Source organism: Streptomyces marispadix (genome assembly GCF_022524345.1).
Lineage (GTDB): Bacteria > Actinomycetota > Actinomycetes > Streptomycetales > Streptomycetaceae > Streptomyces > Streptomyces marispadix.
On sequence record NZ_JAKWJU010000002.1, the window covers coordinates 3016843 to 3037954 of the forward strand.

Below are 21112 nucleotides of genomic sequence, written 5' to 3' on the forward strand. Positions count from 1 at the left end.
ACACCATCTGTCCAGCCACGTCGGCCAAACCGATGGAATTGCCCTCTGAGGTGGTGAACCTCGACGGAAGCCGATGGACCGCCCCATAGCGGACAGTCACCCCACCGTGACGATCAGTCACAGTGCGACCAAGCAGCACCAGCCCCACCAAGGTGGGCAATACCGATCTTTCCGACCATAGTTGGATGGATGGAGCCCCCGTCGAACTCCTTGTCCTATTTTGACACGAGGGACAGCTCTGAGAGCAAGGCCCCGGAAAGTGCTGTCCGTCACGCTTGAGGCTTTGGCCCCTTTCGGGACCTTGGTCCTGGAGGTCCGTGACGTACACAACCCCGTTGGCCCCCGTCCGCGTTCAGTTCACGAACACAACCATGAACGTGAACCCCACGGAGCGAACCCGCGTAGTCAGTTGGCGAACTGTAGTTCTCTCACAGCCCGCCAGCGGTCCGTGAGCCGCTCGTAGGCGACGCCGGCCCGCTCCCCGTCCCCTGCGCGCAGTGCCGCGATGCCCTCCGCCACATCCGCGGCGGAATCGTCGTCGGCAAGCTGCTCCTCAGGGATCGCGTGTGCCAGACCGCCGTAGTCCAGTTCGACGAGGGACCGCGGATGGAATTCCTCCAGCCATCTGCCCACGTCGACCAGGCCGTCGACGAGCGGCCCCTCCTCCAACTCCTCGCGGATCACCTTCAGACCGCGGGCGAGACGACGTCGCGCCTGGACCATCGGTGTGCGATAGCGGAGGACGAACTGCTGAACGCTCTCCTCACCCGTTCCTGGCTTCGCAAACTCTTTCTCTTCCGAAGAAAAAAGAACGAACCATCGCACGGGTACGTGCCACAGCGCGGTACGGATCCACGGGCGGGCATCGGGATTGCGCGTCAACCAGCGCTCATAGTCCGCCGCGGCCTGGCGCCGGACGACCGGAGGCACCGCGGCGTCCAGCACCGTCTGCGGCATCGCGACCTCCTGCTCGCCCGCCGCCTGCGACAGCGCCGCAAGCGCCTGCCAGCCCCGCAACCGCGTACGCCAGGGGCAGACGCACACCACACCGTCGACCTCCGCCACGAAGGCGTCCGCGCTCTCACGCTCGGGGACGGCGACCGGCGGCACAGGCAGCAGATCGGCCAGCGAACGCCTCAACTCGTCCTGGGCGGTGGGCACTCGGTCCCGCTTGGCGTACCGCACCCAGTGCGCGCGCTCCGGTTCCGGGAACGCGGCCAGTGGCTCGTACACCCGCAGATACGCCGCGTACGGGACGATGACCGACGCCTGCTGAGCCACGCGTTTCCTCCAGAGTTCGCGACGGGGACTCCCGGCGGGAGCCCGGACCGCGCCCTGACGGGCGGGCCCCGAAGGACAGTTGACTACCACCGATCGTGGCACCGCAACGATCCGGCCGCGCGCAGGTCGTACCCTGCTGTCGACCGGCCCTCCCCGCCGTACGCGCCACAAGCACGGACGGCGACGAAGAGGGCGTACAACCGCGACACCAGGAGTCACCACCGTGGCTGACGTACGTCCCTCCCCACAGCCCGCCGAGGCGCCCACCATCAGCGCCGACGGAGCGAGTGGCACAGGGATCCTGAGGACTCTCTTCCGGTCCGAGCAGGGCGGGCACGAGCAAGTCGTGCTGTGCCAGGACCGCGCCAGCGGCCTGAAAGCAGTGATCGCCCTCCACTCCACCGCCCTCGGCCCCGGCCTGGGCGGCACCAGGTTCCACCCCTACGCGGGGGAGGAACAGCCCGAGGAGGCGGCGGTGCTCGACGCGCTCAACCTCGCTCGCGGCATGTCGTACAAGAACGCGATGGCCGGGCTGGCCCACGGCGGCGGCAAGGCCGTGATCATCGGAGACCCCGAGAAGATCAAGACCGAGGAGCTGCTCCTCGCCTACGGCCGCTTCGTGGCGTCGCTCGGCGGCCGTTACGTCACCGCCTGCGACGTCGGCACCTATGTGCAGGACATGGACGTCGTCGCGCGCACCTGCCCATGGACGACCGGGCGCTCCCCCGAGCAGGGCGGCGCCGGCGACTCCTCGGTGCTGACCGCGTTCGGCGTCTTCCAGGGAATGCGCGCCAGCGCACAGCACCTGTGGGGCGAGCCCTCGCTCCGCGGCCGTACGGTCGGCATCGCCGGAGTCGGCAAGGTCGGCCACCACCTGGTCGCTCATCTCCTCGAGGACGGCGCCCGCGTGGTGATCACGGACGTGCGGCCGGAGGCCGTCGAGCGCGTACGCGCCGCCCACCCGGAGGTCGAGGCCGTCGCCGACACCGCCGCGCTGGTCCGCTTCGAGGGCCTGGACGTCTACTCGCCCTGCGCCCTCGGCGGCGCCCTGGACGACGCGACCGTGCCGGTACTGACCGCGAAGGCCGTGTGCGGTGCCGCCAACAACCAACTCGCCCACCCGGGAGTCGAGAAGGACCTCGCGGGCCGCGGAATCCTCTACGCCCCCGACTACGTGGTGAACGCCGGCGGCGTGATCCAGGTCGCCGACGAACTGCTGGGCTTCGACTTCGCACGTGCCAAGGCGAAGGCCGCGAAGATCTTCGACACCACGCTGTCGATCTTCGACCGTGCCGCCACGGACGGCGTGCCCCCGGCCGCCGCCGCGGACCGCATCGCCGAGACCCGGATGGCAGCGGGCGCCGGCGGCGCAGACGGAGAGGGCGGAGCGAGCCCCGAGGGACGGTGACGGCCGTCCCAAGTCGCCCCCCGGTCCCAACGGGGCCTCGGGGACGGCCGGTTCGGACCGCCCGCCCGGCTGATCGGCCGTGCCTGCCCTCTTCCCCCCGACCCCTCGGCGGGTCGACACTCGGACGCAAGGTAAAATCAGAGCTGACCAGCGAAGAGAGGGCCACCGGACGCGTCGGCCGGCGGCCGTGTCGTGCGGGCGGCGTACCGTAGGGCGTCGGAAGCAGGTACCGTTGAAGCCCTACGGGACGGTCTCTCCTTCGAGGGTCCGCTCTGAATTGTGAACGCGTGTCAAGACTCTGGGGCCGTCGAGCCCCGTCGTTGAGGGGGTCGAGCCATGGGGCGCGGCCGGGCCAAGGCCAAGCAGACGAAGGTCGCCCGCCAGCTGAAGTACAACAGCGGTGGGACGGACCTGACGCGCCTGGCTGAGGAGCTGGGCGCATCGACGTCGAGCGAGCCGCCGAACGGCGACCGCTTCGAGGACGATGAGCGTGACGACGACCCGTACGCACAGTACGCGGACGTGTACAACGACGAGGAGGACGAGGACGAGTCCTCCGGCTCTTCAGCGCAACGGCGCCGGAGCTGACGTCCACAGATCCCTGCCCGGTCCGGCCCAAGCCGGACCGGGTTCTGTGCTGTTCCAGGGCCTGCGGAATCTGCGGCGCGTGAGGCGGTCACCGCGTACGTCCTCGGGTCAGCGCGCATAGTCGCCGGTGAGCGTCACGGCGTCGCCCCCTGCCGGGCGCTCGGTGATCTCCCCCGCGATCCAGGCGTCGACGCCTCGGTCGGCGAGGGTGTGCAGCGCGGTGTCGGCCGATTCCTGAGGCACTACGGCGACCATGCCGACGCCCATGTTCAGCGCGCTCTCCAGTTCGTCGCGTGCGACGTCGCCGGCCCTTCCGACCAGGTCGAAGACCACGCCGGGCGTCCAGGTGCCGCGGTCGACGTATGCGTGCAGCTCGTCGGGCACCACGCGGGCGAGGTTGCCGGCGAGTCCGCCTCCGGTGATGTGCGAGAAGGCGTGGACCTCGGTCGTACGGGCGAGGGCGAGGCAGTCCAGCGAGTAGATCCTGGTGGGCTCCAGCAGTTCCTCGCCGAGGGTGCGGCCGAACTCGGGCACCTCCCGTTCCAGGGCCCAGCCCGCGCGCTCGAAGAGGACGTGCCTGACCAGCGAGTACCCGTTCGAGTGAAGTCCGGAGGACGCCATCGCGATCACCGCGTCCCCCTTACGGATACGATCCGCGCCCAGCACGGCGTCGGCCTCGACCACGCCCGTACCGGCTCCGGCGACGTCGTACTCGTCGGGGCCCAGGAGGCCCGGGTGCTCGGCGGTCTCGCCGCCTACGAGCGCGCAGCCCGCGAGCACGCAGCCCTCGGCGATGCCCTTGACGATCTGGGCGACGCGTTCCGGGACGACCTTGCCGACGCAGACGTAGTCGGTCATGAAGAGCGGCTCGGCGCCGCAGACCACCAGGTCGTCGACGACCATCGCCACGAGGTCGTGGCCGATGCTGTCGTGCTGGTCCATACGCTGGGCCACGGCGACCTTGGTGCCTACGCCGTCGGTGGCGGAGGCCAGCAGCGGGCGGTCGTAGCGCTTGAGCACGGAGGCGTCGAAGAGGCCGGCGAAGCCGCCGAGCGTGCCGACCGACTCCGGGCGCTGTGCCTTCTTCACCCACTCCTTCATGAGCTGTACGGCGCGGTCGCCGGCCTCGATGTCCACGCCGGCGGCGGCGTAGGTGGCGCCGGTGCCGGAAGGTTCAGCAGGCTCGACAGGCATGGGGTCGGCTCTCTCGGTCGTGGGGGCAGGCGGACGGCGGTGCTGACGGGGCAAGGGTGGCGGGGTCGGGGACGCTACGGGCGTCGCAGTGCGTCGTTGCCGCCGACGCCGGCGGTGAGGGTGCCGACGCCGTCGACGTCCGGCACGGAGGGCTGCCCTTCAGAGCGCCGGGCGGCGCCGGTTTCGGCGGTGCCCGTCTCGGTGTCACCGGTGTCGCCGGTGCCCGTCGCGGTCGGTTCTCGCAGATGCTTGCCCAGCAGTTCGGGGTCGGGCAGCGGCATCGGGTACTCCCCGTCGAAGCAGGCGCGGCAGAGCTGCGACTTGGGGATCGTCGTCGCGTCGGTCATCCCGTCGAGTGAGATGTACGCCAGGGAGTCCGCGCCCAGGGACTTGCCGATCTCCTCGACGGTGAGGCCGTTGGCGATCAGCTCGGCGCGGGTGGCGAAGTCGATCCCGAAGAAGCAGGGCCACTTGATGGGCGGCGAGGAGATCCGCACATGGACCTCGGCCGCTCCGGCCTCGCGGAGCATCCGTACGAGTGCGCGCTGGGTGTTGCCGCGGACGATCGAGTCGTCGACGACGACGAGGCGCTTGCCGCTGATGACCTCCTTCAGCGGGTTGAGCTTGAGACGGATGCCGAGCTGGCGGATGGTCTGGCTGGGCTGGATGAACGTACGGCCGACGTAGCTGTTCTTGACCAGGCCGCTGCCGTACGGGATGCCGCTGGCCTCGGCGTAGCCGATCGCCGCGGGGGTGCCGGACTCGGGCGTCGCGATGACGAGGTCGGCGTCGGCGGGCGCCTCGGCGGCGAGCTTGCGGCCCATCTCGACGCGGGAGAGATAAACGTTCCGTCCCGCGATGTCGGTGTCGGGGCGGGCGAGATAGACGTACTCGAAGACGCAGCCCTTGGGCTTCGCATCGGCGAAGCGGGTGGAGCGGAGTCCGTCCTCGTCGACGGCGATCATCTCGCCGGGCTCGACCTCGCGGATGAAGACCGCGCCGACGATGTCGAGCGCCGAGGTCTCGCTGGCGACGACCCAGCCGCGCTCGAGGCGTCCGAGTACGAGGGGGCGTACGCCCTGGGCGTCGCGGGCCGCGTAGAGGGTGTGCTCGTCCATGAAGACGAACGAGAACGCGCCCTTGACCTGCGGCAGGACGATGGGCGCCGCCTCCTCGACGGTGAGCGGCTTGCCGTCCTCGTCGGTCTGGCCCGCGAGGAGGGCGGTGACGAGGTCGGTGTCGTTGGTGGCGGCGACGGTGGGGGCGCGGCCCGCGCTCTCGGTGGACTTCGCGGCCACCAAGTCGGCGAGTTCGGCGGTGTTGACCAGATTGCCGTTGTGGCCGAGCGCGATCGAGCCGTGGCCGGTGGCGCGGAAGGTCGGCTGGGCGTTCTCCCATACGGAGGCGCCCGTCGTCGAGTAGCGGGCGTGGCCCACGGCGATGTGGCCGCGGAGGGAGCCGAGCGAGGTCTCGTCGAAGACCTGCGAGACGAGGCCCATGTCCTTGAAGACGAGGATCTGTGAGCCGTTGCTCACTGCGATGCCCGCGGACTCCTGGCCGCGGTGCTGAAGCGCGTACAGACCGAAGTACGTGAGCTTCGCGACCTCTTCCCCGGGGGCCCAGACGCCGAAGACGCCGCAAGCGTCCTGTGGGCCCTTCTCTGCGGGGAGCAGGTCGTGGCTGAGTCGTCCGTCACCACGTGGCACGCGACCGAGTCTAGGACAGGCGGCGCGTTGCTCCGAATCGGGGACATGCTCAGCCAATCCGGGTGACTCCTCCACTACCAGGGGTCACGGCGCCGACTGGCCCTGGCTTTTTGCCTGTTACGCATATTTGCGTGGCGCGCAAGAATTGCTAGGGTCCGTTGGGTGGACGAGAGCAGGGGGCAGGACGAGGCCGGGCGCGGCGCGAACCCGGAGGACGCGGGGCGCCGGGGCGGGCTGCGCGAGCGCAAGAAGCGGGAGACCCGTACGGCGCTGAGCTGGGCGGCCCTGCGTCTCGCCGTCGAGCGGGGGCTGGCGAACGTACGTGTCGAGGACATCGCGGCGGAGGCCGGAGTCTCCCCACGTACGTTCAACAACTACTTCTCGAGCAAGGCCGAGGCGATCGCCGCCCGGCATGTGGAGCGCGCACACCGGATCGCGGAGGAGCTGCGTGCCCGGCCCGAGTCGGAGCCGCTGTGGGACGCCGTGGTGAACGCGGCGCTTGCCCGCTTCGCGTTCGACGGGCAGGGCGAGGCGGACCAGGTGCCGGACGAGCGCTGGACGGCCGGAGTACGGCTGATGCTCGGCGAACCGGCGCTACAGGGCGAGTTCTTCAAGGCGAACGCGGTGGCCGAGGCCGAGCTGGCGGCGGCCGTCGCCGAACGCACCGGCACCGATGCCCGAAGGGACCTGTATCCGCGGCTGGTGGCGGCGGCCGTCGGCGGCGCCATCGCGGTGGTGATGGAGCGGCACCTCGGCAGCGACGGCGAGGGCCCGGCCGTCCCCTTCCCGGCGCTGCTGCGGGACGCGCTGGGGCAGCTCGCCGAGGGACTGCCCGAGCCGGGGCGCGGCGGGGCCGGGCGTTCCGAGAAGGTGCGCGGCGGCGGACGGCGGCAGGGGCGGGGCTCTCGGCGCCCGCGGGACGATCGGTAGAAGGGGGCGGACATGGGTTCCGGAGCGTACGGAGAGTCCGGGGAGTGGGACGTCGTAGTGGCCGGGGCGGGGCCCAACGGGCTGATGCTGGCGTGCGAGTCGAGTCTCGCGGGCGTACGGCCGCTGGTGCTGGAGCGGCTGACGGAGCGCACCCGGGAGAACCGGGCCAACGGTCTGGTCGGGCAGGTGACGCTGATGCTCGACCGGCGCGGGCTGCACGGGCGCCTCAGCGGCGGCGACGAACCGCCGCGGGCGAGCCCGAGGTTCGTCTTCGGAGCGATGCCGCTGGAGCTGAGCAGGCTGGAGCCCGGTCAGAACCGGCTGTACGGGCTGGGGGTGCCGCAGCTACGGCTGGAGCAGGTGCTGGAGGAGCGGGCGCTCGAACTCGGCGTGGAGATACGGCGCGGACACGAGCTGACGGGGCTCCGCCAGGACGAGGACGGCGTGACGGCCGACGTCTCGGGGCCCGGCGGTGCGTACCGGCTCCGCTGCCGCCACCTCGTGGGAGCGGACGGCGGGCGGAGCGTGACGCGGAAACTGGCCGGGATCGGCTTCCCCGGAGTGACCGACGACGAGATGGTCCACCGGACGGCACATGTGACGGTGCCGGCGGCGATGACCGACCCGGCGACGGGTGGACTGGACGTGCCCGGGCACGGTCTCGTACCGCCGTTCATGCATCACCGCACGGACGGCGGGCTGTTCACGTATGCGCCGTTCCCGGGACGACCGGCGATGGTGCACACGACCGAGTGGGGCGGGGGCACGGACGGGGACGGCCCCGGGGAGGGGAACCGCGGTTCCGGCGGCTCAGAGCGCTTCGGCGGCTCCGGTCGCTCCGGCCGTTCCGGTCGCTCCGGCCGTACGGGCGAAGCCGAGGCCGGCGCGGAACGGCCGCTGACGCTGGACGAGATGCAGGCGAGCGTGCGTCGCGTGCTCGGCGCCGAGGTGCCGCTGGGGCCGCCCGAGGGAGACGGGCCGCATCTGCTCCGGCGGCTGTACGGGGGCAACACGAGGCTCGCCGACCGCTTCCGCGCGGGCCGGGTGCTGCTGGTCGGCGACGCGGCGCACGTGCACTCGGCGCTCGGCGGCCCCGGGCTCAACCTCGGGCTCCAGGACGCCGTGAATCTGGGATGGAAGCTCGCCGCCGAGGTGCGCGGCTGGGCGCCGCCGGGACTGCTCGACAGCTACGAGGAGGAGCGCCGCCCCGTGGCGGAGCGCGTGGTGATGCACACGCGGGCGCAGTCGGCGCTGATCGCTCCGGGCGGTGAAGTCACCGCGCTGCGCGAGCTGTTCATGGAGCTGCTGGAGGAACCGGCGAACATCCGGCACATCGCGGACATGATGGCGGGCGCCGACGTCCGCTACGAGATGAGCCGCCCGGAGCCCGAGACGTCCGGTGGCGGCGGGCACGGCGCCGCGACCCCCAAGGGAAGCGGGCACAGCGCCGCGAACGGCGGCCCGTCCCCGCATCCCCTCACCGGCACCTGGGCGCCCGACCTGCTTCTCGACACCGGAGAGGGACGGCCCGTACGCCTGGCGGAACTCACCCGGGACGCACGCCCGTTGCTGCTGGACCTGACCGCGGACGGGTCGTACGCCGGTGAGGCACGGCCGTGGAGCGACCGCGTCGACGCCGTCGCCGCCCGGCGCTGGGAGCGCCCGGAGGACGCGTCGAGCACGGTGGAACGGGAAGTCAGGACGGGCACGACAGGGACCGCAGGCACGACAGGCTCAACCGGCTCAACCGGCTTCACAGGCACGGGCACGGAGGGCGGCGCCGGGGCCCCGCCCCCGGTGGCGCTGCTGCTGCGCCCCGACTGCTATCTCGCCTGGGTGTCGTCCTCAGCCCGTCCGGATCACGGCGAGCGCGAGGCGCTTCGCGCGGCGCTCGCCCGCTGGTTCGGCCGCCCGGCCGCCGACGCGGCAGCGACCCGGACCGGGGCCGGGACAGCGGGCCGGACAGGGACAGGGACAGGGACCGGGCTCAGCCCATCAGGGGCAACAGGCCGCTGATGTCGGCCCGTTCGCCGCCGGCGGAGACCGCGGCCGCGCTGCGGGCCTGCTCCCAGCCGATCCGCCCGGTGGCGAGCCTGATCCAGGTGAGGGGGTCGGTCTCGACGACGTTGGGCGGCGTGCCCCTCGTGTGACGCGGCCCCTCGACGCACTGCACGACGGCGAACGGCGGCACTCTCACCTCGACCGAAGCCCCCGGCGCCCGTACCGCCAGCGTGTCCGTGAGCACCCGTACCGTCGCTGCGAGCGCCTGGCGGTCGAAGGTGACGGGGCTGCCGGTGGCGCGGGCCAGATCGTCGCTGTGGACGACGAGTTCGACGAGCCGCGTCACGGTGAAGTCGAGCATCCGCATCGCACCCGCACCGTGCGGGATGAGCAGATCGCCGCGTACCGCCGACTCCAGCACGGGTTCGAGCTGCGCCACGGCCTCGTCGATGCGGGCGGCGCCGGAGGCCGCGCCGTCGGCCTCCTCGCGGGTCTCACGGTCGAGTTCGGCGGCGCCCCGGGCGGTGGATGCCGCCCACGCCGGAAGGTCCACCTCCGGGGCGGGCGCCTTCGACTCCGGCCCGGCGAGGTAACGGGGCACCGCGTCGATCTGCAACGCGATGTGCACGAGGAGCCGGTGGACGTCCCAGCCGGGGAGCCCGGAGGGGCGCGCGCACTGCTCCTCGGTCAGTTGATGCGCGGCGGTGGCGACGGCCTCGACCTGCCCGATCAGGGCCTGGCGGACGCGGGCCGGATCGTAGCTGCGCCTCTGTGGGGCTTTGGTGCGTTTGGCGGGCGGCATGGTCAAGAGGTTAGAGCCTGGAGGGGCCCTGGGTGTCCCGTGGTACGGACCGCCTGCGCTCGAAGGGTTCCGCGCTCACGTGCCCCCGGTCCGGTTCCCCGCGTCACGCGCCGTGCTCTCCCGCGCGACCAGGCGGTACGGCGCGTACAGCGTCGTGTGCGGGGCCTCCGGGTCGCCGGCGATGCGGGTGAGGAGGGAGTCCACCGCGAGCTTGGCGAGCTGCCGCTTGTCGGGGGCGATGGTGCTGAGGGAGGGGACCGCGAAGCGGGTGTCCTCGATGTCGTCGAAGCCGATCACCGCGACGTCGCCGGGGACGGTACGGCCCGCGTCGTACACCCCTCGCACGGCGCCGGAGGCGAGCAGGTCGGAGAAGCAGAAGACGGCGTCCGGCGGTTCGGGCAGCGCGAGGAGCTCGCGCATCGCGTGCATGCCGTGGGTGCGGGTGAACGCCGGTACGAGGGGCGTGAGTTCGGGCACATGCGGGAGCCCGGCGGCCTCCAGGGCCCTGAGGTAGCCGCGGGCGCGCTGGTGGGAGGTGGTGAAGAGCGGGTCGGACTGGAAGCCGATCGCTGCGACGCGGCGGCGGCCGGAGGCGAGCAGGTGGGCGGTGGCCTCCTCGGCGGCGAGAACGTTGTCAATCAGTACGTGGTCGGCCGGCACCTCGAAGTCGCGCTCGCCCAGCAGCACCAGCGGGACGCGGCGTTCGCGGTGGGCGAGGGTGGCCTGGTCGAGGCGGATCGGGGAGAGCAGCACGCCGTCGATGAGCGGGTCGGACAGGCCGCAGGCGACGCGGAGTTCGGCCGCCGGGTCGCCGCCGGTGTCCTCGATGAGGACCGATACGTCGTGCTCGCGGGCGGCCTCGATGACGGCGGTGGCCAGCTCGGCGAAGTACGGCGCGACGAGTTCCGGCACTGCGAGGGCGATGACGCCGCTGCGTCCGGTGCGCAGATGGCGGGCGGAGGCGTTGGGCCGGTAGTCGAGTTCGTCGATGGCGTCGAGCACGCGCCTGCGGGTGGGCTCCGCGACGCGGACGTTGCCACGTACAACGTTGGAGACGGTTTTGATCGAGACGCCGCCGGCACGCTCCGCGACGTCCTTGAGCCTCGTCCCGGCCATGCGTTCCCCTTGTCCCTTTTGTCCCCTGATCCCCTCGGACAAAGATCCGTCCGACGTGTTGACGCCAGATTACGCCCTGAGTACAACGTTGGAACAGCGATCCGGGACCCCTGCGGACAGGCCGCCGGCCGGCCTCGCTGTGTCGCCGCTGCCTTCGGCGGGCCCGAACGGGTTCGACAGGCTCGACGGTTCGACGGGTTCGACGGGTTCGGCCCTCTCGAAGTCGCCGACGGGCTCGGGAAGTTCCCGCAGTTCGGCAGTCCCGGCGACTCGAACGGTTTCGGCATGGATCGCGGACAGGCGTATGGACGGGGCGTGGTACGGGTGCAGAACAGGCGGAGATTCCTAGGCGCCGTGGGCTCCATCGCGGCGGCCGGGGGGCTCAGCGGATGCGGCAACACGGTCGGGCAGGCGTTCACCGGGGCCGCGGGCCCCTCGTCGCTGCTGAACTTCTGGCACCCCTTCACGGGTGGCGACGGCGCGCAGCTCGTGAAGATGCAGAGCGCCTACCGCAAGCGGCACCGTGCCACCGACCTGAAGTCGACCACGATGGTGTGGGGCGCCCCGTACTACACCAAGCTCACGCTGGCGACCCTCGGGCACCGGCCGCCCCAGGTGGCCATCACACACATGTCGCGGCTGCCGACCCTCGCCGCCTCCGGGCTGCTGCACGCGGTGTCCGACTCCGAGGCCGACGCGCACGGGCTGACCGAGGACCGATTCCAGAAGGCCGCGCTCGACCGTGCCCGTCACGACGGCAGGCTCTACGCGCTGCCGCTGGACACCCACCCCTTCGTGCTCTACTACCACAAGGACGTGGCCAAGAAGGCCGGGCTGCTGGAGGACGGAAAGCTCACCGACCTCGACGGTCCCGACAAGTTCCTCGACGCGATGCGCGCCGCGAAGGAAGCCACCGGCGTGTGGGGCGGCTCCATCGCCACCGTGAAGGACCCGGCGATGTGCTGGCGGCTGTGGTGGTCCCTCTACCGTCAGCTCGGCGCCGACCTCGTCACCGACGGCGGCCGCAGGGTGATCATGGACATGGGCGCGGCCGAGGAGGCCCTGGCCTACATCCGGCGCATGACCGCGGAGAAGCTCATACCGGCGAACGCGAACCCCAACGGCGGCGCGATCACGCTGCTGACCACGGGCAAGGCCGGGTTCCTCATGGACGGCGAGTGGCAGTTGCTCGCGGTGCAGGGAGCGCTGAAGGACAAGTTCGACATACGCACCTTCCCGCGGATCTTCGACGACGGGCCCTATGCGTGCGCCGCCGACTCGCACGCCTTCGTACTGCCGACCGCGCCCTCCCCTGAGGCTCAACGCACGGACAGGGCACTGGACTTCGTACGGTCCATGCTCGACGCCAGCTACGACTGGACCAAGGGCGGCCACATTCCCGCGTGGCAGCCCACGGCGGACTCCGGGGAGTACAAGCGCCTGGAACCGCAGGCGCACTACGCGGACGCCGCCGACGGCGCCGCCTACGACCCCGCGGCCTGGTACTCGGGCGCCGACAGCAACCTCCACCGGCGCTTCGGCGAAGTCGTGGCGACCGTTTTCCGCGGCGAGATCTCCCCCGGCCGCGCGGCCTCGCGCATGCACTCCGCCGTGACCGACCTCGCGAAGACGGAGGCGCCGGTATGAGCGCGACCACGACCACGACGGCCCCGGCGGCCAGGCCCGCGGCCGAGCCCGCGCCGAGGCACACGACCGGCTCCGGGCGCTGGACCGCCTCCGGGATGCTGCTCCCCTTCGGCGCCTTCTACGTCGTCTTCCTGCTGGGCCCGCTCGTCTACACCGGCATCGCGGGCTTCTTCAACGGCAGCCTCGTCAAGGGCGGTCTGGGCAGCTGGGTCGGCCTGGAGAACTACCGGCAGGCCCTCGGCTCCGCCGACTTCTGGTCCAGCCTGGGCCACACCATCTGGTTCACGGTGCTGACGACCGTGCCGCTGATACTCATCGCCCTCGCGCTCGCCCTGATGACGGACCGGGTCTCACGAGGCAAGTGGTTCTTCCGGCTGGCCTTCTTCGCGCCGTTCATGCTGCCCTCGTCGGTGATCTCGCTGCTGTTCATGTGGATCTACGCGGACGAGATCGGGCTGGCGGGAAGCGTGGCCAAGCTGCTGGGCGTCGACGCGCCCCCGTCGTGGCTCGGCGACCCGAACTGGGCGATGATCTCCATCGCCGCGGCGACCGTCTGGTGGACGGTCGGCTTCAACTTCGTCATCTACCTCGCCGCGCTCCAGGAGATACCCCGCGAGGTGCACGAGGCCGCCGCCATCGACGGCGCCGGGCCCTGGCAGCGGCTGCGTCTCGTCGTCGTACCCATGCTGGGCAGGGCGACGACGCTGGTCGCGGTGCTCCAACTCGTCGCGTCCCTCAAGGTCTTCGACCAGATCTACATGATGACCAACGGCGGTCCCGACGACGTCACACGCCCGTCGCTGCTGTACGTGTACCAGACCGGCTTCACCGACGGCCGCGCCGGATACGCCTCGACGGTCGCGCTGCTGCTCTTCGTCATCATCCTGCTGATCTCACTCGTCTGGTTCGCCCTGATCCGGCGCACCGAGAAGGAGGCCTGAGCACGATGGCCACCCTCACGCGGGCGCCGGCCCGCACCGCGGCGGCATCCGCCCGCACCGGCAACCGCTACGGCGTCCGCTACGCCGGTTCGGAGCGGCTCTTCAACAGGGTCACCCTCGGCGTACTGCTCGCGCTGGCGCTGCTGTGGCTGGCGCCGCTGGCCTGGGCGCTGGCGACCTCCATACGTACGCCCGCCGAACTGGCCACGGACCCCACGGCGTGGATCTCCGACAACCCGACGCTCGCCAACTACCGCGAGGTGCTCGGGGCAGGGCGCATCCCGTACTGGTACGTCAACAGCTTCATCACCTCCGCGCTGACGACGCTGCTGACCGTGTGCACCGCCTCGCTCGCGGCCTTCGCGCTCTCGCGACTGAGGTTCCGCTACCGGCGGCCGGTCTTCCTGCTGATCCTCGCGGGCGTCATGATCCCGCCGCAGCTCCTGATGATCCCGCACTTCCAGACGTTGCAGATCACGGGGATGCTCAACACCTACTGGGCGGTGATCCTGCCGCAGGTGCCCAACGTGGTGGCCGTCTTCGTCTTCAAGCAGTTCTTCGACGGCATCCCCGTCGAACTCACCGACGCGGCACGGGCGGACGGCGCGAGCTGGCTGCGCATCTACTGGCAGATCGTGATGCCGCTGTCCCGGCCCGCCATCTCCGCCGTGACGATCTTCGTCTTCGTCTGGTCCTGGAACAACTTCCTCTGGCCGCTGCTGGCGGTCACCGATCCGCAGATGATGACGCTGCCGGTGGGCCTGACCTCCGTGCAGGACGCCTTCGGGCTGCCGCAGGCCCAGTTGATGGCCTCGGCGGTGCTGGGCGCGCTGCCGCTGCTCACCGTCTTCCTCTTCTTCCAGCGCCGGATCGTCGAGGGCATCGCCGGCACGGGTCTGAAGTGACGGCGGCGCACCGCCCGTTCACGACCGGGCCCGCGCAGGGACCGGCCGTCGACGGGCGCCAGGAGGAGCCCGCGCACGGGTACGCCGACGACCACACGGACCGTCACGCGGATCGTCACGCGGGCCGCTGTGAGAACCCGTACGAGAGCCGTCACGCGGGCCCGCGCCCGCATCCCCGACCGCGCGAGCACGCGGGCCGCTTCACGGGCCCGCACGCGGACCGGCACACCGAGGAGCACGCGGACCACCGCACACGCCCGCACACCGACGAGCACGCGGATCGTCACGCGGGCCCGCACACGGATCACGACACGGACCCGCGCACGGATCAGCACGTGCCGAGCACCGGACGAGCACCGAGAGAGGCACCCACCGTATGACCGACCAGCCCGCCGGCACCGCCCGTATCACCATCGACCCCGGATTCGCGCTCGGCACCGTCGACCCCCGCCTGTACGGGACGTTCGTCGAGCACATGGGCCGCTGCGTCTACACGGGCATCTACGAACCGGGCCACGAGAGCGCCGACGAGTACGGCTTCCGCGGCGACGTCTCCCGGCTCGTGCGCGAACTCGGCACGGGCCTCGTCCGCTACCCGGGCGGCAACTTCGTCTCCGGCTACCACTGGGAGGACGGCGTCGGCCCGGCCGCCGACCGCCCCCGCCGCCTCGACCTCGCCTGGCGCAGCATCGAGACGAACCAGGTCGGCACCGACGAGTTCCTCGGCTGGGCCCGCCGCCAGGGAGTCGAGCCGATGATGGCCGTCAACCTCGGCACCCGCGGCATCGACGCCGCCCGCGCCCTCGTCGAGTACTGCAACATCCCGGGCGGCACCGCCTGGTCGGACATGCGCGTCAAGAACGGCACCCGCGACCCCCACGCCGTACGGCTGTGGTGCCTGGGCAACGAGATGGACGGCCCCTGGCAGACCGGGCACACCACCGCGACCGAGTACGGACGGCTCGCGGCCGAGGCGGGCAAGGCCATGCACCAGGTCGACCCGTCCATCGAGCTTGTGGCGTGCGGGAGTTCGAACGCGGACATGCCGACGTTCGGCGAGTGGGAGCGGCAGGTCCTGCACGAGACCTACGACGAGGTCGACTACCTCTCCCTGCACGCCTACTACGAGGAGACCGGCGGCGACCGCGCCAGCTTCCTCGCCAGCGGCGCCCAGATGGACGGCTACATCTCGGACATCGTCTCCACCGCCGACCATGTGCGTGCGGTGCGCCGCTCGCACAAGCGGATCAGGCTCTCCTTCGACGAGTGGAACGTCTGGTACCAGTCCCGCTTCCCCGGCGAGCGCGCACTGCCGCTGGAGGAGACGCCCCGGCTGATCGAGGACACCTACAGCGTCACCGACGCGGCAGTGGTCGGCTCCCTGCTGATCACGCTGCTGCGTCACGCTGACCGGGTCGCCGTGGCCTGCCTCGCACAGCTCGTCAACGTCATCGGCCCGATCCGCAGCGAGCCGGGCGGCCCGAGCTGGCGGCAGACCACGTTCCATCCCTTCGCGCTCACGGCCCGCCACGCACACGGCACGGTTCTCCGTACGGAGGTGTCGGGCCCGCTGATCGAGACGGAGAAGCACGGGCCGGTGCCCGCGCTCGACACCGTCAGCACCTTGAACGAGGAGACCGGTGAACTCACGGTCCTGGCCGTCAACCGCGACCAGACCGGTCCGCTCGGGCTGCGTGCGGCGCTCCGCGGTCTGGGGAAGCCGTACCGGGTCGTCGAGCATCTGGTCATAGCCGACGAGGACCCGGACGCGGCCAACACCCAGGCGGAACCGGAGAGGGTCGTACCGCGCCCCGTCGCCGGGACGTCCGTCAGCGCCGAGGACGAACTGGAAGCGGTGCTGCCGCCGGTGTCCTGGAGCGTGATCCGGCTGGCGCCGGAAGCCTGACCCCCCACGGGAGGCCGAAGGCCCCAGGGCGTCAGCCGCGGCCGACTCGCGCTCGCGGCCCACGAACTGCGGCCTTCGGCCTGCACGTCCCCCACAGACCGGCGCGGGCCGGGTCCCGGCCCCGGCCCGCGCCTCCGTTCCTCCGCCTGCGCGCGTCCGCGACGGGCGGCTTCCGCCTCGCGCCTCCCGGCGGTCGCGTCACCCCCGGCGGTCGCGTACTCCAGCCGTCAGGCCGCCGTATCGCCGAACAGCGCCGGGAGCACACCCTCGTGCGCCTCGCGCAGCTCGCTCAGCGGGACGCTGAACTGCCCCTGGACCTCGATCTCTTCGCCGTCCACGACACCGATGCGCGCCGCCGGCAGACCCCGGGCCGAGCACATGTCGTTGAAGCGGACCTCCTCGCTGCGCGGGACCGCGACCAGCGCACGCCCCTGCGACTCGGAGAAGAGGAAGACGAACGGCGACAGCCCGTCCGGCACGACCACCCGCGCACCGTTGCCGCCCTTGAGGCAGGACTCCGCGAGCGCCTGGATCAGCCCGCCGTCGCTCAGATCGTGAGCGGCGTCGATCATCCCGTCGCGGGAGGCCGCGATCAGGATGTCCGCGAGCAGACGCTCACGCTCCAGGTCGACCGCCGGAGGCAGCCCGCCGAGATGGCCGTGCGCGACCTGCGACCACGCCGAGCCGCCCAGCTCCTCCCGGGTGTCGCCCAGCAGATAGAGCAGTTGGCCCTCCTGCGCGAAGGCGATCGGTGTGCGGCGGGCCACGTCGTCGATGACGCCGAGCACGCCCACGACCGGCGTGGGATGGATCGCCGCGTCGCCGGTCTGGTTGTAGAGGGAGACGTTGCCGCCGGTCACCGGCGTGCCCAGTTCGCGGCAGGCGTCGGCCAGGCCCCGGCACGCCTCGGCGAACTGCCACATCGCCGAAGGGTCCTCCGGCGAGCCGAAGTTGAGGCAGTCGGTGACCGCCAGCGGACGCGCGCCGGTCGCCGCGACATTGCGGTACGACTCGGCCAGCGCGAGCTGTGCGCCCGTGTACGGGTCGAGCTTGGCGTAGCGGCCGTTGCCGTCCGTGGCGACCGCGACGCCGAGGCCCGTCCCGTCGTCGACGCGGATCATGCCGCCGTCCTCGGGCTGCGCCAGCACGGTGTTGCCGAGTACGTAGCGGTCGTACTGGTCGGTGATCCAGGACTTCGCCGCCTGGTTGGGCGAGGAGAGCATCTCCAGCACGGCCGCGCGCAGCTCGTCGCCCGTGCCCGGACGCGGCAGCGCCGCCGCGTCGTCGGCCTGCAACTCGTCCTGCCAGGGCGGCCGTTCATAGGGACGGTGGTAGACCGGGCCCTCGTGCGCCACCGTGCGCGGCGGTACGTCGACGATCTGCTCGCCGTGCCAGTAGATCTCCAGCCGGTCGCCCTCGGTCACCTCGCCGATGACCGTGGCGATGACGTCCCACTTCTCGCAGATCTCCAGGAAGCGGCCGACCTTGTCCGGCTCGACGACTGCGCACATCCGCTCCTGCGACTCGCTCATCAGGATCTCCTCGGGGGAGAGCGACGAGTCGCGCAGCGGCACGGTGTCCAGCTCGACGCGCATGCCGCCGCTGCCGGCGCTGGCCAGCTCGGACGTGGCACACGACAGCCCGGCACCGCCCAGGTCCTGGATGCCCGCGACCAGCCTCTCCCGGAAGATCTCCAGGGTGCACTCGATGAGCAGCTTCTCCTGGAAGGGGTCGCCGACCTGGACCGCGGGCCGCTTGGCCGGGCCCTTCTCGGGGTCGGTCTCCTCGAACGTCTCGGAGGCCAGCACCGATACGCCGCCGATGCCGTCGCCGCCGGTACGGGCCCCGTAGAGGACGACCTTGTTGCCGGCGCCCGACGCCTGGGCGAGATGGATGTCCTCGTGCTTCATCACGCCCACGCACAGGGCGTTGACCAGCGGATTCCCCTGGTAGCAGTCGTCGAAGACCGCCTCGCCGCCGATGTTGGGCAGCCCGAGGCAGTTGCCGTAGCCGCCGATGCCGGCGACGACGCCGGGCAGCACCCGCCTGGTGTCGGGATGCTCCGCGGCACCGAAGCGCAGCGGGTCCATCACCGCCACGGGCCGGGCGCCCATGGCGAGGATGTCGCGGACGATGCCGCCGACGCCGGTGGCCGCGCCCTGGTAGGGCTCGACGTAGCTGGGGTGGTTGTGCGACTCGACCTTGAAGGTGACGGCGTAGTCCTGGCCGATGTCGACCACGCCCGCGTTCTCGCCGATGCCGACGAGCAGCGCGTCGCTCTGAGGGGCCTTCTCCCCGAACTGCTTCAGATGCACCTTGCTGCTCTTGTACGAGCAGTGCTCCGACCACATCACGGAGTACATGGCCAGTTCGGCGCCCGTGGGGCGGCGGCCGAGGATCTCGCGGATGCGCTCGTACTCGTCCTGCTTGAGGCCGAGTTCGGCCCACGGCTGCTCGTCGCCGGGGGTGCGCGCCGCGTGCTCGACGGTGTCGAGCGCGGTGCGGCCCGTGGGTGCCGTGTCCGCCGTGGCGGCCTCACCGGCGTTACCGGCCTTGCCGGCAGCGGCGGGGTCCGTCTGCGGCGTGATTGTCATGCGGTGACCAGCCTCTTGAGTACGGAGGTGAAGAAGCCGAGCCCGTCGGTCGTCGGACCGGTGAGGGTCTCGACGGCGTGCTCGGGGTGCGGCATGAGGCCGACCACGTTCCCGGCCTCGTTGGAGATGCCCGCGATGTCGCGCCGGGAGCCGTTGGGATTGCCGCCGACGTAGCGGAAGACGACGCGGCCCTCGGCCTCCAGCGCGTCGAGGGTGCGCTCGTCGGCGACGTAGCCTCCCTCGCCGTTCTTCAGCGGAACGGTGATCTCCTGGCCCGTCTCGTAGTCGCCCGTCCAGGCCGTGCCGTCGGTCTCCACCCGCAGCCGCTGGTCGCGGCAGACGAAGTGCAGATGGTCGTTGCGGGTCAGCGCCCCGGGCAGCAGATGGGACTCGCACAGCACCTGGAAGCCGTTGCAGATCCCGAGCACGGGCATGCCCGCACGCGCCTGCTCCAGCAGCGGCTCCATGACGGGCGAGAAGCGTGCGATGGCACCGCAGCGCAGATAGTCGCCGTAGGAGAAGCCGCCCGGCAGCACGACGGCGTCGACCTGGCGCAGATCCTTCTCGCGGTGCCACAGCTCTACGGGCTCGCCGCCGGCGAGGCCGACGGCACGGCGTGCGTCGCGCTCGTCGAGCGACCCGGGAAAGGTGACGACGCCGATGCGTCCGAGACCGCCGGTCACGCGGCGGCCCCCTCTTCGCGCCGGGCGGGCTCCTCGACGCGCACGGTGTAGTTCTCGATCACGGTGTTCGCGAGGAACGTGCCCGCCAGTTCGTGAATACGGGCCAGCGCCTCTTCGGTGACAGGATCGGCCACCTCCAGTTCGAAGCGCTTGCCCTGGCGTACGCCCTCGATGCCCTCGAACCCGAGACGTGGCAGTGCGCGCTGCACCGCCTGTCCCTGCGGATCGAGGATCTCCGGCTTCAGCATGACGTCGACTACGACGCGAGCCACAGGTACTCCCGGTGATGGTGATGATGCTGAGCGATAGTGCGTGCTGCCAGCGAAGCAACGCGTTCGCCACCCTACCGGGCGCTGGAATCTACGCGCGTTGATATGCGGCCTCCCAACTCGCCGCATGCGCTTTCCTCCGGGCACCGGCGGCAAGTCACCGGCCCGGAGCTCTGGGAAAAATGCCGTGAAAAAAGTATGGTCCCGATTGCGGTCTGACACGCGAGCCGAAATACTCTCGCTTCACTCTGCAAAGCCATCGGCTGTACAAAAGAAAAAGCCCCAACCCCAATCCCGTGGATCACCCGTGTCTCCTCATGGTCTTCCCATGTCAGCGCGGAGAATCGAGTGATCCAATTCGTGATCCTGATGGAAGGTCCGATATCCGTGGCACAACGTGTAGTGGTCACCCTCTCCGACGACCTCGACGGCGGAGAAGCATCGGAAACGGTCTCCTTCGGGCTCGACGGGAAGTCGTACGAGGTCGACCTCAACATCGAGAACGCCAAGAAGCTGCGCGAGGACCTCGCCCGCTTCGTCGAGGCCGGGCGCAAGCGTGCGAAGTCGGGCAAGGCGTACCACCGCACCTCGGTAGCCCCCGACCCCCGCGCCGTGCGCGCCTGGGCCGAGTCCAACGGCTTCGAGGTGCCCGCCCGCGGACGCATCCCGAAGAAGGTCTACGACGCCTTCAACGCCTCCCGTTGACCCCGGCGCCCGGCCCTCGCGGCACGCCTGCGGCCCGCAGGACGCATCCGTACTGCGGGCCGGGCGGCCCGACTTGCCAGGCACCCCGGTTGATCCGCTAGAGTCGGGCCCGTCGCCGCAAGGGAAACCTCGCGGAACGCGCGGGTGTAGCTCAGTAGTAGAGCGCCCCCTTTCCAAGGGGGAGGCGCAGTGTGCGATTCCTGTCACCCGCTCTCGTCCTCGCCGGACCGGCATCGGAAACGATCAGGTACAGTGGGGGCGCGCCATTCGGTGAGAGCCGGATGGAAGCAGGCGGACGTAGCTCAGTTGGTAGAGCGCAACCTTGCCAAGGTTGAGGTCGCGAGTTCGAGCCTCGTCGTCCGCTCCAGAGATTCACAGCGCAAGAGATAAGAGAGCCCCGGTCGCGGACCGGGGCTTCTCCTTTTCCATGCGGAAC

Annotated in this window: 17 protein-coding genes and 2 tRNA genes; 11 read left to right on the forward strand and 8 right to left on the reverse strand. The window is 71.0% G+C overall.

What is annotated here, in order from left to right; all coding sequences use genetic code 11:
* Nucleotides 1–405 precede the first annotated feature (405 nt).
* On the reverse strand, nucleotides 406–1281 hold the full coding sequence (locus tag MMA15_RS12560; RefSeq protein ID WP_241059442.1) for a DUF8083 family protein: 876 nt from the start codon (nucleotides 1279–1281) through the stop codon (nucleotides 406–408).
* A gap of 268 nt (nucleotides 1282–1549) precedes the next feature.
* Between MMA15_RS12560 and MMA15_RS12565 the strand changes: the two genes are divergently transcribed.
* Both MMA15_RS12565 and MMA15_RS12570 read left to right on the forward strand, forming a co-directional pair.
* Nucleotides 1550–2689 (forward strand): Leu/Phe/Val dehydrogenase, encoded by a 1140-nt coding sequence (locus tag MMA15_RS12565; protein ID WP_241063166.1) that lies wholly within the window; start codon nucleotides 1550–1552, stop codon nucleotides 2687–2689.
* A 336-nt stretch (nucleotides 2690–3025) separates the two neighbouring features.
* Entirely contained in the window at nucleotides 3026–3277 is a 252-nt protein-coding gene (locus MMA15_RS12570) for a DUF3073 domain-containing protein (protein WP_241059444.1), read from the forward strand.
* Between the two features lie 108 nt (nucleotides 3278–3385).
* Here the strand turns inward: MMA15_RS12570 and purM are convergent, their stop codons facing one another.
* Nucleotides 3386–4471, reverse strand: a complete 1086-nt coding sequence (gene purM, locus MMA15_RS12575; RefSeq protein ID WP_241059446.1) for a phosphoribosylformylglycinamidine cyclo-ligase — start codon at nucleotides 4469–4471, stop codon at nucleotides 3386–3388.
* Between the two features lie 74 nt (nucleotides 4472–4545).
* Entirely contained in the window at nucleotides 4546–6177 is a 1632-nt protein-coding gene (purF, locus tag MMA15_RS12580; protein ID WP_241059448.1) for an amidophosphoribosyltransferase, read from the reverse strand.
* Nucleotides 6178–6339: 162 nt separating this feature from the next.
* Here purF and MMA15_RS12585 point away from each other — a divergent pair, with 162 nt between their 5' ends.
* The gene (locus MMA15_RS12585) at nucleotides 6340–7107 is read left to right on the forward strand and encodes a TetR/AcrR family transcriptional regulator (RefSeq protein ID WP_241059450.1); all 768 of its coding nucleotides are present in this window, start codon (nucleotides 6340–6342) and stop codon (nucleotides 7105–7107) included.
* A gap of 12 nt (nucleotides 7108–7119) precedes the next feature.
* On the forward strand, nucleotides 7120–9123 hold the full coding sequence (locus MMA15_RS12590; RefSeq protein ID WP_277400179.1) for an FAD-dependent monooxygenase: 2004 nt from the start codon (nucleotides 7120–7122) through the stop codon (nucleotides 9121–9123).
* Here the strand turns inward: MMA15_RS12590 and MMA15_RS12595 are convergent.
* Both MMA15_RS12595 and MMA15_RS12600 read right to left on the reverse strand, forming a co-directional pair.
* On the reverse strand, nucleotides 9095–9910 hold the full coding sequence (locus MMA15_RS12595; protein WP_241059452.1) for a maleylpyruvate isomerase family mycothiol-dependent enzyme: 816 nt from the start codon (nucleotides 9908–9910) through the stop codon (nucleotides 9095–9097). The genes MMA15_RS12590 and MMA15_RS12595 overlap by 29 nt on opposite strands.
* 75 nt (nucleotides 9911–9985) lie before the next feature.
* Nucleotides 9986–11026: a LacI family DNA-binding transcriptional regulator gene (locus tag MMA15_RS12600; RefSeq protein ID WP_241059454.1), complete on the reverse strand. Its 1041-nt coding sequence runs from the start codon at nucleotides 11024–11026 to the stop codon at nucleotides 9986–9988.
* A gap of 285 nt (nucleotides 11027–11311) precedes the next feature.
* On the opposite strand from MMA15_RS12600, the gene MMA15_RS12605 reads away from it, so the two are divergent.
* The 4 genes from MMA15_RS12605 (at nucleotide 11312) to arfA (ending at nucleotide 16425) form a co-directional block, all read left to right on the forward strand.
* Nucleotides 11312–12673 (forward strand): ABC transporter substrate-binding protein, encoded by a 1362-nt coding sequence (locus MMA15_RS12605; protein WP_241059456.1) that lies wholly within the window; start codon nucleotides 11312–11314, stop codon nucleotides 12671–12673.
* Nucleotides 12670–13614: a carbohydrate ABC transporter permease gene (locus MMA15_RS12610; protein WP_241059458.1), complete on the forward strand. Its 945-nt coding sequence runs from the start codon at nucleotides 12670–12672 to the stop codon at nucleotides 13612–13614. The genes MMA15_RS12605 and MMA15_RS12610 overlap by 4 nt, the downstream gene beginning before the upstream one ends.
* 5 nt (nucleotides 13615–13619) lie before the next feature.
* Nucleotides 13620–14519, forward strand: a complete 900-nt coding sequence (locus MMA15_RS12615) for a carbohydrate ABC transporter permease (protein ID WP_241059460.1) — start codon at nucleotides 13620–13622, stop codon at nucleotides 14517–14519.
* 376 nt (nucleotides 14520–14895) lie between these two features.
* The gene (arfA, locus tag MMA15_RS12620; protein ID WP_241059462.1) at nucleotides 14896–16425 is read left to right on the forward strand and encodes an arabinosylfuranosidase ArfA; all 1530 of its coding nucleotides are present in this window, start codon (nucleotides 14896–14898) and stop codon (nucleotides 16423–16425) included.
* A gap of 227 nt (nucleotides 16426–16652) precedes the next feature.
* Here the strand turns inward: arfA and purL are convergent, their stop codons facing one another.
* The 3 genes from purL to purS are packed head-to-tail and all read right to left on the reverse strand — an operon-like array spanning nucleotide 16653 to nucleotide 19974.
* Nucleotides 16653–19019 (reverse strand): phosphoribosylformylglycinamidine synthase subunit PurL, encoded by a 2367-nt coding sequence (purL, locus tag MMA15_RS12625; RefSeq protein ID WP_241059470.1) that lies wholly within the window; start codon nucleotides 19017–19019, stop codon nucleotides 16653–16655.
* Nucleotides 19016–19702: a phosphoribosylformylglycinamidine synthase subunit PurQ gene (gene purQ / locus MMA15_RS12630; RefSeq protein ID WP_241059472.1), complete on the reverse strand. Its 687-nt coding sequence runs from the start codon at nucleotides 19700–19702 to the stop codon at nucleotides 19016–19018. Before purQ ends, purL begins: the two co-directional genes overlap by 4 nt.
* Nucleotides 19699–19974 carry a phosphoribosylformylglycinamidine synthase subunit PurS gene (gene purS, locus MMA15_RS12635; RefSeq protein WP_241059481.1) on the reverse strand — a complete coding sequence of 92 codons (276 nt, stop codon included), beginning with the start codon at nucleotides 19972–19974 and terminating at the stop codon, nucleotides 19699–19701. Before purS ends, purQ begins: the two co-directional genes overlap by 4 nt.
* A 384-nt stretch (nucleotides 19975–20358) precedes the next feature.
* Between purS and MMA15_RS12640 the strand changes: the two genes are divergently transcribed.
* The 3 genes from MMA15_RS12640 to MMA15_RS12650 all read left to right on the forward strand — a co-directional run bounded on the left by MMA15_RS12640 (nucleotide 20359) and on the right by MMA15_RS12650 (nucleotide 21043).
* Nucleotides 20359–20676 carry a histone-like nucleoid-structuring protein Lsr2 gene (locus MMA15_RS12640; protein WP_074466846.1) on the forward strand — a complete coding sequence of 106 codons (318 nt, stop codon included), beginning with the start codon at nucleotides 20359–20361 and terminating at the stop codon, nucleotides 20674–20676.
* Between the two features lie 140 nt (nucleotides 20677–20816).
* Nucleotides 20817–20888, forward strand: a tRNA-Gly gene (locus tag MMA15_RS12645).
* A gap of 79 nt (nucleotides 20889–20967) precedes the next feature.
* Nucleotides 20968–21043: transfer RNA gene (locus tag MMA15_RS12650), tRNA-Gly, on the forward strand.
* The last annotated feature ends 69 nt before the right edge of the window (nucleotides 21044–21112 follow it).